Origin of the sequence: Mesorhizobium sp. M0898 (assembly GCF_040319695.1) — a bacterium.
Classification (GTDB): domain Bacteria; phylum Pseudomonadota; class Alphaproteobacteria; order Rhizobiales; family Rhizobiaceae; genus Mesorhizobium.
The window spans coordinates 109,929-124,866 of sequence record NZ_JAMYOE010000014.1 but is presented as its reverse complement, the minus strand read 5'-3'; the positions used below and the strand labels follow the sequence as shown (position 1 = coordinate 124,866).

Annotated in this window: 14 protein-coding genes; 3 read left to right on the top strand and 11 right to left on the bottom strand. The window is 62.3% G+C overall.

The features are described 5' to 3' along the window. Window positions 1–199: 199 nt before the first annotated feature. The 5 genes from NKH90_RS17220 to NKH90_RS17200 form a co-directional block, all read right to left on the bottom strand. Window positions 200–1,060 carry a restriction endonuclease gene (locus tag NKH90_RS17220; protein WP_352820141.1) on the bottom strand — a complete coding sequence of 287 codons (861 nt, stop codon included), beginning with the start codon at window positions 1,058–1,060 and terminating at the stop codon, window positions 200–202. Between the two features lie 12 nt (window positions 1,061–1,072). After that, entirely contained in the window at window positions 1,073–1,327 is a 255-nt protein-coding gene (locus tag NKH90_RS17215) for a hypothetical protein (protein ID WP_352820140.1), read from the bottom strand. Next, entirely contained in the window at window positions 1,324–1,608 is a 285-nt protein-coding gene (locus tag NKH90_RS17210) for a hypothetical protein (RefSeq protein WP_352820139.1), read from the bottom strand. Before NKH90_RS17210 ends, NKH90_RS17215 begins: the two co-directional genes overlap by 4 nt. 104 nt (window positions 1,609–1,712) lie before the next feature. Further along, the gene (locus NKH90_RS17205) at window positions 1,713–2,540 is read right to left on the bottom strand and encodes a type ISP restriction/modification enzyme (protein ID WP_352820149.1); all 828 of its coding nucleotides are present in this window, start codon (window positions 2,538–2,540) and stop codon (window positions 1,713–1,715) included. Beyond that, window positions 2,500–5,043, bottom strand: a complete 2,544-nt coding sequence (locus NKH90_RS17200) for an N-6 DNA methylase (protein ID WP_352820138.1) — start codon at window positions 5,041–5,043, stop codon at window positions 2,500–2,502. Before NKH90_RS17200 ends, NKH90_RS17205 begins: the two co-directional genes overlap by 41 nt. A gap of 235 nt (window positions 5,044–5,278) precedes the next feature. Between NKH90_RS17200 and NKH90_RS17195 the strand changes: the two genes are divergently transcribed. From NKH90_RS17195 to NKH90_RS17185, 3 genes are all read left to right on the top strand, one after another. Continuing rightward, window positions 5,279–6,679 (top strand): lipopolysaccharide biosynthesis protein, encoded by a 1,401-nt coding sequence (locus tag NKH90_RS17195; RefSeq protein ID WP_352471346.1) that lies wholly within the window; start codon window positions 5,279–5,281, stop codon window positions 6,677–6,679. Further along, complete coding sequence (locus NKH90_RS17190; protein ID WP_352820137.1) at window positions 6,679–7,959, top strand: GNAT family N-acetyltransferase; 1,281 nt, start codon at window positions 6,679–6,681, stop codon at window positions 7,957–7,959. The genes NKH90_RS17195 and NKH90_RS17190 overlap by 1 nt, the downstream gene beginning before the upstream one ends. A 212-nt stretch (window positions 7,960–8,171) precedes the next feature. Continuing rightward, on the top strand, window positions 8,172–8,780 hold the full coding sequence (locus NKH90_RS17185; protein ID WP_352820136.1) for a hypothetical protein: 609 nt from the start codon (window positions 8,172–8,174) through the stop codon (window positions 8,778–8,780). 268 nt (window positions 8,781–9,048) lie between these two features. Here NKH90_RS17185 and ssuD read toward each other — a convergent pair whose 3' ends face one another. The 6 genes from ssuD to NKH90_RS17155 form a co-directional block, all read right to left on the bottom strand. After that, a complete protein-coding gene (gene ssuD / locus NKH90_RS17180; RefSeq protein WP_352820135.1) occupies window positions 9,049–10,197 on the bottom strand; it encodes an FMNH2-dependent alkanesulfonate monooxygenase in 1,149 nt (382 codons plus the stop codon). Between the two features lie 42 nt (window positions 10,198–10,239). Continuing rightward, entirely contained in the window at window positions 10,240–11,088 is an 849-nt protein-coding gene (locus tag NKH90_RS17175; protein ID WP_352471350.1) for an ABC transporter permease subunit, read from the bottom strand. After that, window positions 11,085–11,879, bottom strand: a complete 795-nt coding sequence (locus NKH90_RS17170; protein ID WP_352471351.1) for a taurine ABC transporter ATP-binding protein — start codon at window positions 11,877–11,879, stop codon at window positions 11,085–11,087. The genes NKH90_RS17175 and NKH90_RS17170 overlap by 4 nt, the downstream gene beginning before the upstream one ends. A gap of 69 nt (window positions 11,880–11,948) precedes the next feature. Next, window positions 11,949–12,956, bottom strand: a complete 1,008-nt coding sequence (gene tauA, locus NKH90_RS17165) for a taurine ABC transporter substrate-binding protein (RefSeq protein ID WP_352542464.1) — start codon at window positions 12,954–12,956, stop codon at window positions 11,949–11,951. 258 nt (window positions 12,957–13,214) lie between these two features. After that, window positions 13,215–13,805 (bottom strand): FMN reductase, encoded by a 591-nt coding sequence (gene msuE / locus NKH90_RS17160; protein WP_352820134.1) that lies wholly within the window; start codon window positions 13,803–13,805, stop codon window positions 13,215–13,217. 73 nt (window positions 13,806–13,878) lie between these two features. After that, window positions 13,879–14,934 carry an aldo/keto reductase gene (locus NKH90_RS17155; protein WP_352820133.1) on the bottom strand — a complete coding sequence of 352 codons (1,056 nt, stop codon included), beginning with the start codon at window positions 14,932–14,934 and terminating at the stop codon, window positions 13,879–13,881. Window positions 14,935–14,938 lie beyond the last annotated feature (4 nt).

Sequence of the window (14,938 nt, the reverse complement as noted above, 5' to 3'; positions counted from 1 at the left end):
CTTCGCCGACATGAACCCGAATGTTTCATGTGATGCGATGAAGGGGATGTAGCCTCTTCCTTCTCCCCGTCATACGGGGAGAAGGTGCCCGACGGGCGGATGAGGGGCAGCGCGGACTTTCGCGATTGGCCGATCTCCCCACTTGAGGGGGAGATGGCCGGCAGGCTAGAGGGGGGCGCTGTCCCGCCAGCGTGACCAGCTAAAATCCCGCGAAGGCGGCTTCGTCCACAGTTACTTCCTCAACCATCTTCACGCGCACGCCGATCTTCTGCTCCTTGAGCAGGTCGCATAATCCGTCGCCGTCGATCAGGTCGATGGCCGGTGCTCCGTCGCGCACGGCCTCTCGACGAGCATCCGCCGTAAAAGTACCGGTGGTGATAATCAGGCCCTTGTCCGCCCGCCCCACCATGGCGCCGCGAAAGTCTCGCACAACGCCTGCCCCGACTGATCCTCTCCAGCGCTTGGATTGGAACAGCACGTGGAATGAAAGCAGGTTGACCCGCAATACGCCGGTACCGTCGATGCCGCCGTCGCCGCTCCTCCCGGTTACTTCGACCTTGATGAAACCCGCCTCTCGGAGGAGCCGCTGGCACAAGCGCTCGAAGGCTGCTGGGTCCAGCGCCAAGAGAATGTCGAGCAATTGCTCGCGCCAATCCTTCAAAGAGATTTCCGCTGCTTCCGCCTCGACCTCTACCCGCTCAGGGGTGACGACAACCTTCGCCTTGCGCAAAGCGGCATCCGCCCGCCTGACGCTCCGCACGATCTCGTCCGGATTGAGTGACAACGCTGCACGGCCTTCCGCAGTCAGGGCCCACACGCCGCGCTCGCTATTATTCGTAAACCCCGCATTCTTCAGCCAACTCCGCGCCCAGGCGCAGCGATAGTCGAATTTCGACCTTGGCCCATCGCCAACCAGCACCGTCCGCGCCGCGTCGGAAACGTTCATCAACACAGCCGTCTTGTCGTCAATCTCTTCGATCGAAGCCGAGCCACCGAGTGCGTCCAACGCCCTGAGAACCGGCACGAAGAACTCTGCGAAAGGTGGAACGGTTGCTTTCATTGGTCCCCACCCTTACGCCGCCTTAAGCCGTTTCAACTCCAACTCAAAGGCAACTCGCAAGGCCTCGCCCTCTTCCGGCGGAAGCAACAGCGTCAGCTCCGGAACCAGCTTCTCCCAGCTAGCTGTCTCGGCTTCGCTCCACGGCAGCCGCTCAGCTTTGCCGGCAAGGCGAAGCAGTCGGTTGAGGTGCTTGCGGATATAGGCGACGTTAGGAGCGCGAGGCTCCGTGACAGCACGTTCGGTTGCGAAAAACGAAAGCTGATTCATGCAGCTTTCAGCCGCTCCATTTCGGCCTCGAACTCGAACTTCAACTGCGCCGCTTCTTCCTCCGGCAGCCAAAGCGCCATCTGTGGCACGATCTTGCGGTAGAGCCGGACGCTGTCCTGATCCCAAGGCAGCGTTTCGGCGCCGCGCGCCTCGGCGATAAGCCTGTGCAATCGCGCGCGTACCCGGTCCGGATCGCCATGATAATAAACGGTCGGCGCATCCTCATCGAACAGTTCGGACTGTTCTTCGGCGCCAAAAAGGTCGAGTTGATTTCTTGCCATGTCCACGGATGCAAGGGTTCGATTCTGACCCGAACTATGCCTCATCCCGTTTCGTGAAGCGACTACCCGCGATCGGCTTATCCCCGTATTCCTGACGTCGCCTGTCAGTTGACCTTTTCCGCACCGCCGGCTGCGAGCGCCGATTGCAGGTGTGCTACCTTGATCAATTCAGCATCTAGGATGCGCTCCATGAGGTCGCCCTGCGCCGGCTCCAGCGCCACCAACCGGCCAAGCACGTTGAGCAGATCGATCAGGTCGGTCGTGTATTCGGCGAGCCAGTGGTCTGGTTGCACAAAATCTAAGGGCGACGGCGGTCGCTTATCGCCGATCTGCGGACGCGATCGGTCGCGCTTGCGATAGCTGAACCAATGCCAGACCACCTGCTTGCCCGACACCTCGTAGTCCCACATTTCCGGCGTGACATTGTCTACGAAGCCTTTGCCTACATGGAGCCGGCGCTTCACGGGATCGTACTCCATAGTATCCGGAAGTGGCTGCGGTGCGCCGGGGATTGCGCCACCGATCGGAACTGTCGGGGCTGCGTCCCTTACCATCCGGGGCGGCGCCTTCGGTCGACCCGCGGTGGGATCGAAAAACCGCTCACCATAAGTGTGCAGCCAGATTACCTCGCGACCCAACGTCACGGCTTCCGAAAACAGCGAAGGATCGGCGGTCAGCGGCACGCGCAGGCCGGGCTGCACGAGGTCAGGTTGGAAGCGTTTGGTAAAGGCCGGATGTGCCATCACTGCTGCAAGATAGGCGACTACATCCTCGGCCGATATTGGATGGCCGTACGTTTCCGCCAACAGGGCGATCAGCTTCTTTGAGACATTCGGCTCCTTGGCAGCAGCATCGCGCCATAGCGGATGCACGCGGCCGCCGAAGGAGCCTTTATAGTGGTCGTAATCCGGAACATAGCCTGTGAATGTGATTGCCGGTCCGGATCTTGGTGATGCTCGATATAACCCCCGTGAGGTAAACTTGGTGGTTCGAGTGTGTATTCCACAGTGTCGGATTCAATTGATTAATCACCCGCACATCGGGAATAATCCATTGTCGATCCAATGTCCTATAGCCATAGCGGATTGGATTTATTACTGGGCCTCTGTCGAAGATGATTGGTCCTGGTCGGTGTTCATGGCCCCTAACGGCATCCTTCACAATTTTGCGAATATGCTTGTCGCCTGGCACACCGTCACGAAGGTGAGGATGGAATTTCTGCTCCTTTCGATCAGGATCAGCTTCAGATGCTAAGCTCTCCCACCGACTTCCGAGTGAAAGCGAATCCGGCGCGATGATCCATGTTCTGCCCGGCTGAACGCCGGAACCGTTGTATGTGAAGAATTCGCTGAGCTGGGGAAAACTCGACCATGCCCCCGTCGCCGCCGGAGAGAACGGGTCGCGCCAGCCGGTGAGACAGTCCTCCCAATCCGTGCCGTGGAACGAGAGCTGTTCCAGCGCCTTAAACTTCTCCTCGCGACGGCCTTTCGGCAATGCGTGGAAACGAACCCGAGCCGGCTTGTTGTTGTCCTTGGCCAGTTTCTTCGCCGCGAGCACGATACAGACTGGCTGCTGTACGCCTTGAAAGACACGCGTCGGGACATTTGGCTGGTGCCCTTCCGGCGAACAGTCCACCACCCAAATGTCCGAGCAACTGCGCCTAAGGTCGTCGCGCATCTTCTCGAAGCCCGGGCCGTTGAGGAACCCGGCTACGCTGATGAAGCAAACAATGCCTTCCTCGTCCTTGTCGGGCAGACCGGTCGATGCGTTGAGCCCCGAGCCAAAAACCTTCCATGTCGCCCAGCGCCAGAAATAAACATAGAGATTTTTCAGATGCTTGGCGTGCGCGCCCACGCCCCAACCGTTCGGCGGCGTCCACCAGCTCATCGGCGACGGCCGACCCTTCGTGCCGGCCTCGATCCAACCGCCGCGTCCCTTGGCCTTTTCCTTGTAGGGCGGGTTCCCGATGACGACAGTGATCTTTTGAGTCTTCTTGATCGTGTTGGCATCACGCCGCGATTTTGCAACGGCGCCAACCTGAACAAGCGTCTCTTCCTCAACGAACGGATTGCCGAGCGTGTTGGTAATGAATAACCTCAATTCTGGGACATGCGGCAGATCGCCATCGTTCGTCTTCATCAACGTCTGCATCTCGGCAATAAGACGAAGCTGCGCCACCGCGAACGGGCCAAACTGAAGCTCGAAGCCGACCAGTCTCTGCGCCGCCGCCGCGATTGAGCCGCGCACGGCACCTTCGCCCTGATCGTTGGCCACCGTTGAAGCGATATGGCGCAATACACCTAGCAGAAAGGTGCCGGTGCCGACCGCCGGGTCGGCAATCGTCACGTCGGCCGACGCAAGCCCGGCGTGGCGCTCGAACAAAGGGCCACGCAACGTCTCATCGACCAGTCGCACCATCGCGCTGACCACTTCTGGCGGGGTGTAGTATGAGCCGGTCTTCTTCCGCAGCGTGTTGTCATAGACTTCAAGGAAATCTTCGTAGAAATAGAGCCACGCTTCCGGTTTATCCTTGCTGATCGTGTGCCAGTTCACCTCATTGAGAACGCGGGTCAGCGTTTGCAGCGATGTCTTCAGCGCCTGCTGGTTGGCCTCGTCGTCGGTCAGAAGCCCGAGCGCGGTGCCGATCAGAGAATTCGTCTTTCTCAGCTCGTAGGCCGCTTGGTGAATGCCGCCGGTGAGTGGAATATCTAGGGCTCGTGCAACGAGAAGGCCGAAGGTCACCGCTTGCGCGTAACCATCAGCGAATTGGGCGTCGTCGGCTTCCGGAAACAGCAGCTTGCGCCAGTCTTTCGCCAGCGCCGTCAATCCTTCGCTGCCACGGGCCATCTGCTCCACGACCTCGTCGCGTAATAGCCGGCAGAGCCGCGCGCTGACTTCCGCCAGGCGCCTTGCATTTGGCGGCGCGATCGGAGCCCAGGTCAGAAAGTTATTGATCAACGGAAGAAGACTGGCTGGCGCACCCAGCTTCGCGCCTGAAGAGACAACGTCACCATCCAGCAAGACGACTTTGCCCTGCAGCACTCCATCTTGCCAAAGGCTGAACGCATTGCCATCGGTGTAGAGCAGATTGGGTAATGACTTCAGCTTGTTCCACTGGTCTTTGTCATGCGGGTCACTGAAATGGCGAGGGTCAGCGCCCTTCCCGGGCTGCTTGACCTCGATGAAGCCGACAAGCGCATTGTTGACTGTTACGGCGAAGTCCGGACGCGTCTTGATGTCAGCAAGACTTGTCTCCCCCACGAGGTGGACCGATCCGGCGGCGTATTTTGCCAGTTCGGCAAGCTCGTGCACCAGCCTTTCGAGCGGTCCGCGAAGCTGATCCTCTGGTGCGCCTCCGATTGCCGGATTTGAAAGCTTCGGCTTAAGCGATGCGCCGTAGGCGGATACCGCATCAGCGACAGTCTTTTCCGTCATTTCTCCCCCGGGCCGCGCAAGAGCGTGATTAGTCTTGTTCCGCATCAAGACTCGAATCGAGCATAACTAGGAAGCTCGCCCATGCCAGCAGATTTTATTTGTCGGCGTCCGCTCGCATCGCCATGCGGCCGGCATGATCAGAGTGCGGGCCCCCTCCACCGCCCACCCAACCGTTTCTTAATGTGTCTCCGCTACATCTAACCCCTGTAAATTGGCGGAAAACGGAGAGTATTGGGTGCGCTTTTCCGCGGCGACGACAGCCGGGCGGTTCCTGCCGCAGCGCCTTGCGCTGCGCATAAGGCCGCTGCTTGGCCTGATCGATGCCGTCCTGTTCAGCGCCGGCGCGCGCGGCGAGGCCGGCCGCATGTCGCTGATCGCCTTTTCAGTCCGCATCGTCAGCGCCGTCATCGCCTTCGTCAGCCAGGTCTTGATGGCGCGCTGGATGGGCTCGTTCGAATACGGCATTTTCGTGCTCGTGTGGGTGACGATGGTCATCGTCGGCAATCTCGCCTGCCTCGGCTTCCACACCTCGATCATCCGCTTCATTCCCGAATATCGCGAGCGTGGCATGATGGCCGAACTGCGCGGCATCGTGCGGGCCAGCCGGCTGTTCGTACTGGTTGCCTCGACGCTGATCGCCGGCCTCGGCGCGCTCGGCGTCTGGCTGCTGTCGCCCTTTATCGAGAACTACTATGTCGTGCCGTTCATCCTCGGCATCATCTGCCTGCCGATGATTGCCATGTCCGACCTTCTGCAAGGGCTGGCGCGGGCCAATTCCTGGGCACTGTTTGCGCTGTCGCCGACATTCCTGGTGCGGCCGCTGCTGATCCTGGCGTTCATGGCGCTGATGCTGCTGGCGGGCTATGCGCCCGACGCCAAGACGGCGATCTTCGCCGCGATCGCCGCCACCTATGCCACCACGCTCGGCCAGCTCATCGGCGTGACGTCGCGCATCGACAAAAGAATCCCGGCCGGACCGATGAAATTGCATTTCGGCCAATGGTTCATCGTCTCGCTGCCGATCTTCCTGGTCGAGAGCTTCTTCTTCCTGCTCACCAATGCCGACGTGCTGATGGTCGGCGCCTATCTCCATCCCAACGACGTCGCCGTCTATTTCGCCACCGTCAAGACGCTGGCGCTGGTGCATTTCGTCTATTTCGCGGTCAAGGCCGGCGTCGCCCAGCGCTATGCCCAGTTCACCCATGGCGAGCCGCAAAAGCTCGCCGCCTTCGCCCGCGAAACCGTGTCGTGGACCTTCTGGCCGTCGCTGGCGATGGCGCTGCTCGTGCTGGCCCTGGGCGAGCCGATGCTGACCCTGTTCGGCCCGGAATTTTCCGCCGGCTATCCGCTGCTGTTCGTGCTGGTGTTCGGCGTCGTCGCGCGGGCCGCCGTCGGCCCTTGCGAAAGCCTGCTCACCATGAGCGGCAACCAGAATATCTGTGCCGCTGTCTATGCCATGACGCTGGCCTTCAACATCGCGCTTAGCGTCGTGCTGATCCCGCTCTTCGGTCTGTGGGGCGCGGCGATGGCCACCGTCTTCGCCATGATCTTCGAGGCCGGCGCGCTGTCCTTTACGGTCTGGCGCAAGCTCGGCATCGCCATGGTCATTTTCGTGCCCGCCAAAGGAGCCGCCTGATGGCTGCCGTCCCCTTGCTCGAGGAAACCAGCGGCGGCCCGGCCGGCGCCATGGTGTCCTGCCTTGCCGGGCTTGCCCGCGAAGCCGATCCCGCCCATGTCGAGATCCTCGCCAACAACCGGCCCGAGCGCAAGCTTGCCATCTATCCGGCCTCCGCCGGCTTCGACCTGGTCGAGGAGCTCGACTATCTCTGCACCCGCACGATCGAGCCCAACGTCTTCTTCAATCCGCGCTTCCTGGCGCCGGCCATGCCCAGACTGGAGGACCGCGAGGTGCGGCTGGCCGTCATCCGCGACGGCGACCAGTACCGCAACCGGCTGCGCCTGCTGGTGCCGTTCTCGGTCGAGCGGCCGGTGGTGCCGCTCGGGGTTCCAGTCATGCGCACCTGGTCGAGCCCGTTCGGCCCGATCGGCACGCCGCTGGTCGACCGCGACGATCCGATCGGCGTCATCGAGGATTTCTTCGCGATGCTGTCCAGGCCGCATCTCAAGCTGCCAAAGGTCTTCGGGCTGCCCGACATAAGGCTGGATGGCCCGGTGGCGAGCCTGCTCGCCAGCGTCGCCGAAACGCGCGGCCTGACGCTGGTCACCACCGGCAAGGCCGAGCGCCCGGTGCTCGAAAGCGAGCTCGACGGCGAGGAATATCTGAAAGCTTCGCTGCGCGCGCACCATTATCGCGAGTTCCGCCGCCTGAAGCGCCGCCTTGCCGACCTCGGCCGGCTGGAGCATGTCGTGGCGCGCGGGCCGGACGAGATCCGCCATGCCATCGAGAATTTCCTGACACTGGAGGCCGCCGGCTGGAAAGGCCGCGAGCGCACCGCCATGGCCATCGACCGCTACCGCGCCGCCTTCGCCCGCGAAGCGGTGCACCGGCTGGCCGAACAGGATCTTTGCCGCATCCATTCGCTGACGCTCGACGGCCGCACCATCGCCTGCCTGGTCGTCTTCGTCGAGGCCGGCGTCGCCTACACCTGGAAGACCGCCTATGACGAGACGCTCGCTGCCTATTCGCCGGGCACGCTGCTGATGATCGAGGTGACCAGGCAGCATCTCGACGACCCCAACATCATGATGACCGATTCCTGCGCGGTGCCCGACCATCCGGTGATGAGCCGGCTGTGGAGCGAACGCAAGCCGATGGGCACGCTGGTGATCGGGCTGACGCCGGACGCCGACCGCCCCGCCCGCCAGGCGGCGTCGCAGCTTCACCTCTACCGCGAAACCCGCAACATGGCGCGCCTGCTGCGCAACCGGATGAGGAGCCTGCTGCGCCGCCGCTAGTGCATGGGGTCCAAAGTGGGACCCGGCCCGTCCGTCTCTGCACCGTCGGCTCTCTCGGGCCTAGGTCGTCAGGGTTAATTCTCCCGATCAGCGGAAAGGATTAGCATCGACGCAGTCCCAACCGGGATGAGGCGATCAATTACGGCCGCGCGTCCAGCATCACTGCCGCCTCGGTCCTGCACGGCCAGAAGAAAAAAATCTGGGAGGAATGCATGATGAAAACAACTCACCTCAGGCGTGTCGGTATCCTCACCTTGGCAGGTCTCATTGGCGCGTGTCTGAACGCCGCCACTCCTCGGGCGGCCGAACCCGACAAAGCCGAGATCGATGCCCTGCGTAAATCGCTGTCCAGGTATGAAGACTACAAGGTTGCCATTCGCGAGCTTTATCTATCGACGGTAGGATGCGTCTTCTACAGCGGTGAAAAGGTAGAGGGGGCGATGGACTACCCGAAGGGCGCGATGGGCATCCATTTCGTCAACGTCACGACTGTCGGCCCGACCGCGGATCCGACGCGCCCCAATGTGCTGATCTATGAGCCGGTCGGCGGCGAATTGCGCCTGGTCGGCGCGGAATGGCTCGTGCCCTTGACGCCCGACACCAAGGAGCCGCCGAAGCTCTTCGGCCAGACATTCCAGGGGCCGATGGAGGGGCATTATCCGCTCATCCCGAAGGAGTTCCACCACTACGACCTTCACGCCTGGCTGTTCAAGGACAACCCGCTCGGAATGTTCAGCCCGACGAACCCGGACGTGAAATGCGACAATTATGCGTTCCCGATGCCGGAGCAGCCCACCAAGATGGTGCCGGGGCCGATGTGAGCGACCTCGCTACCGCCTGAGGCTGTCGGAGGGGCGGGCCGCGGCCCCAATAGCAGTTATCCCAGGGAGGCTCCCTGGGATAACGCCAGCCGAGCTCGCTTGAGCGGCCGGATATGGCCTATCCTAACTTTATCCGGCGGTTAGCCAGGACGCTCGTTGCTCTCGGTCGATTCCCGAAAGCCGTGTCATTGGACCTGGCCGCAGCCTCGCTCCGATCGCCGCCGCGAAGCCACATGACATCGCCCTGGCCGACGCTGTCGGCAGGTCGTCACGAAGCGGACGCGGTGACTTTGGGGCGTCCGAACTCGACGTCCCAGCTGCGCTCCTGGGGTGCGGCTTCGCCATTCAGGCCGAGTTTGGGGAAAAGCAATTCAGCGACGTTGAACGCCTCTTCCAGATGCGGATAGCCGGACGCGATGATGGTTTCGATGCCGATCTCCTGATACTCGCGAATGCGCGCGGCAACATTGTCGGGATTGCCGACCAGGGCCGTCCCCGCACCGCCGCGCACCAGCCCCGGTCCCGCCCATAGATTCGGGCCGACGACCAGCCGGTCGCGGCGGCCTTGATGGAGCGCCGACATGCGCTTTTGGCCGACGGATTCCGAAATGTGGACAAATCCCTTCTGGGCTTCGGCGATCAGGTCGTCGGTGACGTGGCTGATCAGCCGGTCGGCCGCCGCCCACGCCTCATCCTCCGTTTCGCGTACGATCAGGTGAACGCGAAGCCCGAAGCGCATCATGCGGCCTTGCGCCGCTGCTGCCTGTCTGACGCGGCCGATCTTTTCGGCAAGCTGGTCCACCGGTTCACCCCAGCTCAGATAGGTGTCCACGTGCTTGGCGGCGATCGCGATGCCGGCATCCGAAGAGCCTCCGAACCAGAGTGGCGGATGCGGCCGCTGAACCGGCGGGAAGGAAATGTCGATGCCGTGGGCGGAAAGATATTTGCCGTCGAAATCCGCCGGCTCACCCGAAAGGATCCGCCGCCAGATCGTCAGGAACTCGTCGGTCTGTGCATAGCGCTCGTCATGACTGAGCTTGTTGCCGTCGCCGGCGAGATCGGCCGGGTCGGCTCCAGTGACGACATTGAGCAGGACACGACCACCGGAAATGCGGTCCAGAGTGGCCGCATGACGCGCAAACAGCGCCGGTGTTCCGCTGCCCGGCCGAAGTGCCACGAGGAACTTCAGCCGTTCGGTGAGCGGGATCAGCCCGGCCGCCACGATCCAGGCGTCTTCACAACGCGTTCCTGTCGGCAGGAGCACGCCCTTGAAGCCAAGCCGGTCGGCGGCCTGTGCGATCTCCCTGAGATAGCCGAAGGTTGCCGGGCGGTGCCGCTCGTCCGTGCCGAGATACGGTCCATCGCCATGGGTCGGCAGATACCAGTAGAGGTCGAGCGGACGGGTGTTGCTGGACATCGGATTGTTTCCTTCAGCGATTGCGGAATGTCTAGGCAAGCGTCAGATCTTGCCCTTCCAGGGGATGAGGCGATGCTCCAGCCAGCGCATGCCGCTGGTAAAGGCGAAGGCAAGAATGGCGATGACGATGAGGCCGACGAAGACGACGTCGGTGGCGAGGAAATTGGCCGCCGACATGATCATGTAGCCGAGGCCCGACTGGGCCGCGATCAACTCGGCCGCTACCAGCGTGGACAATCCGGCGCCGATGGCAATCTTAAGGCCGGTCATGATTTCCGGCAACGCGGACGGCAGGATGATGCTGGTGAAAAGTTGCAGCCGGCTCGCACCGAGCGACAGCGCGGCATTGATGCGTTCGGCCGGCACCGACCGGACGCCGGCCTGTGCGGCAAAACAGATCGGGGCGAAGGTCGACAGCGACAGGAGCACGATCTTGGACGTTTCGCCGATGCCCAGCCAGATGATCAGCAGCGGCAGGTAGGCCAAAGGCGGCAGACCCCAGTAGAGATCGATCGGAACGCTGAAGATGCCCTTGACCCAGCGATTGAGTCCCATCAGCAGGCCGAGCGGAACGCCCAGGAAAATGCCGCCACCGAGCGCCGCGGCGATGCGGCCGAGGCTGGCGAGTGTGTGCTCGAGGAGCGTACCGTTGGCATAGCCATCGGCCCAGACGGCGCTGAACTGGGTCAGTACCTCGGCGGGCGACGGCAGGAACAGCGGCGACGCCCAGCCGAAGCGCGTGGCCAAAAACCACAAGGCGATGAGCGACGCCAGGGTGACCAGGCTGATGCCGAGCGTGCTTGTCGAAGCGGACCGGCGCGTCTTGGGAGACGGCGCGCGTTGAGCTATCGAAGACGAAAAAGAGGTTCCGGAATTGGCGGCGAGCGTCATTGCAAGGTTCCTGTGCGGGCGCCTTCCGGCTGGTGGATGAGCGAGCGGATTTCCTGCCGCAGTTCGATGAAACGCGGGTGGGACTGGATCGGCCCGATGTCGCCGCTCTCAGCGAAGTCGCGAACGAAGTCGGCGTCGAACCGGGCAACGATGCGGCCTGGTCGAGGCGACATCACAACGATGGTGGTGCCGAGCGTGAGGGCTTCCTCGATCGAATGGGTAATGAACAGGATCTGCTTGCCGGTCTTGGCCCAGACCGAGGCCAGAAGCTGCTGCATCGTCTCGCGCGTCAGGCTGTCGAGGGCGCCGAACGGCTCGTCCATCAGCAGGATCTTCGGATCGGTGGCCAGCGCCCGCGCGATGCCGACTCGCTGGCGCATGCCGCCGGACAGTTCATAGGGCGGCTTTTCGGCGAAATCGGCGAGCCCGACCAGTTCCAGCAGACGCCTCGATCGCTCATGGCGTTCACCGCGCCGCACGCCCCGGTATTTCAGGCCGAGAGCGACATTGTCCAGCACATTGGCCCAGGGCAGCAAGGTATCTTTCTGGAAGACGACGCCACGATCGCCGCCGGGCGCGACAATTTCTTTTCCGTCCAGTGTGATCGTGCCTTCGGTGAGCGGCAGGAAGCCGGCGATCGCGTTGAGCAATGTCGACTTGCCGCATCCGGAAGCACCAACCGCGACAACGATGGAATCTGGAGCGATATCGAGCGAGACGTGATCAAGCGCGTGTACGTCCTGGCCATCCGAGGCCGGAAAAGTCACGCTGGCATCGCGGATTCGAAGCATGGTGGGCCTCCAAGCAGTCTGGCTGGCGAGAATTCCGCCAGCCAGAACCTGAATGTCGTCAGGTGATTTCTAGTTGGAGGCCTTGGCAGCGTCTGCGTATTCCGGATCGGCGAACGCGGCGTAGCTGTCCTTGATGGCGGTGATCTTGTGCTGGTCCTTCAGGAAGCCCGCAGTGTCCTTGAGGATTTTCGCAACGGCGCTCTTCTCACCACCGCCCAGCCATTTGTCGGACACCTGCTCGTCGAGCGGCGGAACCACTGTTGTCTTCAACTGCTCCGAATTCTCGGCCGCCGTGCCGCCCTGCAATTTGGCGATCAGCTTGGCGCTCTCGGAGTCCGGTCCCCATGCGGCCGGGTTGCTCAGGTAGGCGGTGTTGTAGCCGTCGATCAGCCGGACATACTGGCCGAGGAAGTCGGGATTGGCCTTGGCGAAATCGCCGGTCACGACCAGCGCGCTGAAGGTCGGCGCTCCACGGTCGGCGACCTGGCCGGCTGTGAGCAGAACCTTGCCGTCCTTTTTGAGTTCAGAGAGTGCCGGATCCCAGACGAAGGCCCCGTCAATGTCGCCGCGCTTCCAGGCAGCGACGATTTCGGGCTGCGGAATGGCGATGACCTGGGTTTCCTTCTCCGAAATGCCTTCCTGCTTGAGGACGGCGAGAAGCTGGTAATGATCCGTCGATACCGGCGCGGCCGCGAGCTTCTTGCCCCGCAGGTCGGCTGGCGACTTGATATCGGGCCGCACCACCAGGGCTTCTCCGTCACGGGAGACCGAGGAGATGTAGAAGGCCTTCACGTCGATGCCCCTGCTGACGGCTGCGGCGAACGGGCTTGATCCGACATCGCCGATCTGGACGTCGCCGGATGCGATGGCAGCAAAGATGTCAGCACCGGAATTGAAGCGGCGGTATTCGATGTTCCAGCCGGTTTTCTTGGCAAGATCGCCATTGGCAATGCCGAGATTGTAGGGATTGGCACCGGTCTGGTAGGCGATGACGACTTTCTTGTCGTCGGCATGCGCTGCAGCGGATGTGGCCGCTATGGCAAGCCCGACAAGGGCGGCGGAAATAAGTTTTCGCATGGAGCCTTAATCCTTTTGAACAGAGGGCAAACCCCTCGACTGCCCGCCCTATTCAAAGAGCGTTGGATTAAAGTCCACTGATATTATAGACTTAGATAGCAATGGAATTCTTAAAATCAGCTCGCGCTTAAAAAAGAATTCGGATTTAGACGGCACGCTGTCGCCCGCGGGATTATTCAGGCGCAAAATGCGGAGTGCTTACGGGCCGCGCCTTGGCCATATATCGCCTATCAGGCACTTGCCTTGGGACTTTATCCGTCAGCCCGAAGCCGCCCGGACCGGTTGGCTCTTCGGCTGGCGCGCTGAAAGCAGGGCAACGAATTGATCCACGGCCTGCCCGGCCCGCGCCAGAACCAGCGAATCTACGAGCTTGCCGCCGGCAAAGTCGCTGTCACTGCCATAGACGGCGCTCGGCACCGTCAGGGCGGAGTAAAAGCCAAACAGCGGGCGAAGCTGATGTTCGACTACCAGCGCGTGGCGCTGGCCACCACCCGTCGCGCCGATCAGGACCGGCCGATCGACGAGCGCCAGTGGATCGATGAGGTCGAACAGATGCTTGAACAGGCCAGCATAGGACCCGTTGTAGACCGGCGTCGTGACAATCAGCGCGTCGGCCTGTTCGACCGCGTTTACCACATTCAGCGCCTCCGGCGTCAATTCCCTTCGCGTAAACGCAGCACCCAGGCCACGGCCGGCATCGACAAGATCGAGGAAATTTACTGTGACAGACAATCTTTCGCGCAGCGCCTCGCCGAGATGATGCGCCAGCGTCCGCGACTTCGACGGCCTGTGGGTGTTGCCCGAAAGCACGACGATGTTGTGGCGCAACCGTTCGACGTGGAAATTCATGGGCTCTCTCATCTGTCCAAAGCAATTGGAAACGCGGGCGGGGCCGCCGGCCCCGCCATTTCGTCGGCGACCGTCAGGCGGCGCGCAGAGGCCGTGTCAGCGGGATCGGCGCGGCCGGCTCCGAACGCGGCACGCGGCCTTCGACCGGATGGCTCGGATCATTGAACCCATGCGTTGAGGCATGACCGGCAGTGACGAGGCGGTCGACAAAGGCCTCGTCCTCGGCGCTCAGCCTGAAGTCCAATGCCTTCGCATAGCTGTCCCACTGTTCCTCGGTACGCGGGCCGGCGATCGCCGCCGTGATCAGCCGGTTGTTCAACACCCAGGCCAGCGCGAAATCGGCGGCCGAGACGCCGCGCGACTTTGCGTGCGTCGCGATCTGCCTGGCGATCTCGATCGATTCCGGGCGCCACTCGGTCTCGGCGATGCGCTTGTCGCCACGGCCGGCCCGCGTGTCGGCGGCAGGCGCCTGGTTCGGCTCGTATTTGCCGGTCAGCACGCCGCGCGCCAGCGGGCTGTAGGAGACGACGCCAAGACCGTAATAGGCAGCCGCCGGCAGCTGTTCGGCCTCGGCGGTGCGGTTGACGATGTTATAGAGCGGCTGGCTGGCCACCGGCCGGTCGATGCCGAGTTCATCGGCCAGATGCGCGACTTCGGCGATGCGCCAGCCACGAAAGTTGGAGACGCCGAAATAGCGCAGCTTGCCCTGGCGGATCAGGTCGGCGATCGCCCGCACCGGCTCTTCCAGCGGCGCATCGAAGACGGCGCGGTGGAAGTAGAACAGGTCGATATAGTCTGTTCCCAGGCGCCGCAGGCTGTTCTCGACGGTCTGGATCACCCATTTGCGCGAATGGCCGCCGAGATTAGGCCCCTTGTCATGCGAGTTGACGAACTTGGTCGCCACGACCCAATGATCGCGCGTCACCTTGATACCGCGACCGACGACTTCCTCGGACTTGCCGTTGTGATAGACGTCGGCGGTGTCAATGAAGTTGATGCCTTGCTCGCGCGCCTTATCGATGATGCGATGCGCGACCGTCTCCTCGGTCGGCCCGCCGAACATCATCGTGCCGAGGCTGAGCGGCGAAACCTTCAGGGCGCTGCGGCCAAGATAGCGGTAGTCGGACATTTTT

Bases quoted from the DNA above. Each gene is read 5' to 3' on its own strand.
- NKH90_RS17220 (WP_352820141.1), bottom strand. From the start codon at position 1,060: ATGAAAGCAACCGTTCCACCTTTCGCAGAGTTCTTCGTGCCGGTTCTC.
- NKH90_RS17215 (WP_352820140.1), bottom strand. From the start codon at position 1,327: ATGAATCAGCTTTCGTTTTTCGCAACCGAACGTGCTGTCACGGAGCCT.
- NKH90_RS17210 (WP_352820139.1), bottom strand. From the start codon at position 1,608: ATGGCAAGAAATCAACTCGACCTTTTTGGCGCCGAAGAACAGTCCGAA.
- NKH90_RS17200 (WP_352820138.1), bottom strand. From the start codon at position 5,043: ATGACGGAAAAGACTGTCGCTGATGCGGTATCCGCCTACGGCGCATCG.
- NKH90_RS17190 (WP_352820137.1), top strand. From the start codon at position 6,679: ATGGCTGCCGTCCCCTTGCTCGAGGAAACCAGCGGCGGCCCGGCCGGC.
- NKH90_RS17185 (WP_352820136.1), top strand. From the start codon at position 8,172: ATGATGAAAACAACTCACCTCAGGCGTGTCGGTATCCTCACCTTGGCA.
- ssuD (WP_352820135.1), bottom strand. From the start codon at position 10,197: ATGTCCAGCAACACCCGTCCGCTCGACCTCTACTGGTATCTGCCGACC.
- NKH90_RS17175 (WP_352471350.1), bottom strand. From the start codon at position 11,088: ATGACGCTCGCCGCCAATTCCGGAACCTCTTTTTCGTCTTCGATAGCT.
- NKH90_RS17170 (WP_352471351.1), bottom strand. From the start codon at position 11,879: ATGCTTCGAATCCGCGATGCCAGCGTGACTTTTCCGGCCTCGGATGGC.
- tauA (WP_352542464.1), bottom strand. From the start codon at position 12,956: ATGCGAAAACTTATTTCCGCCGCCCTTGTCGGGCTTGCCATAGCGGCC.
- msuE (WP_352820134.1), bottom strand. From the start codon at position 13,805: ATGAATTTCCACGTCGAACGGTTGCGCCACAACATCGTCGTGCTTTCG.
- NKH90_RS17155 (WP_352820133.1), bottom strand. From the start codon at position 14,934: ATGTCCGACTACCGCTATCTTGGCCGCAGCGCCCTGAAGGTTTCGCCG.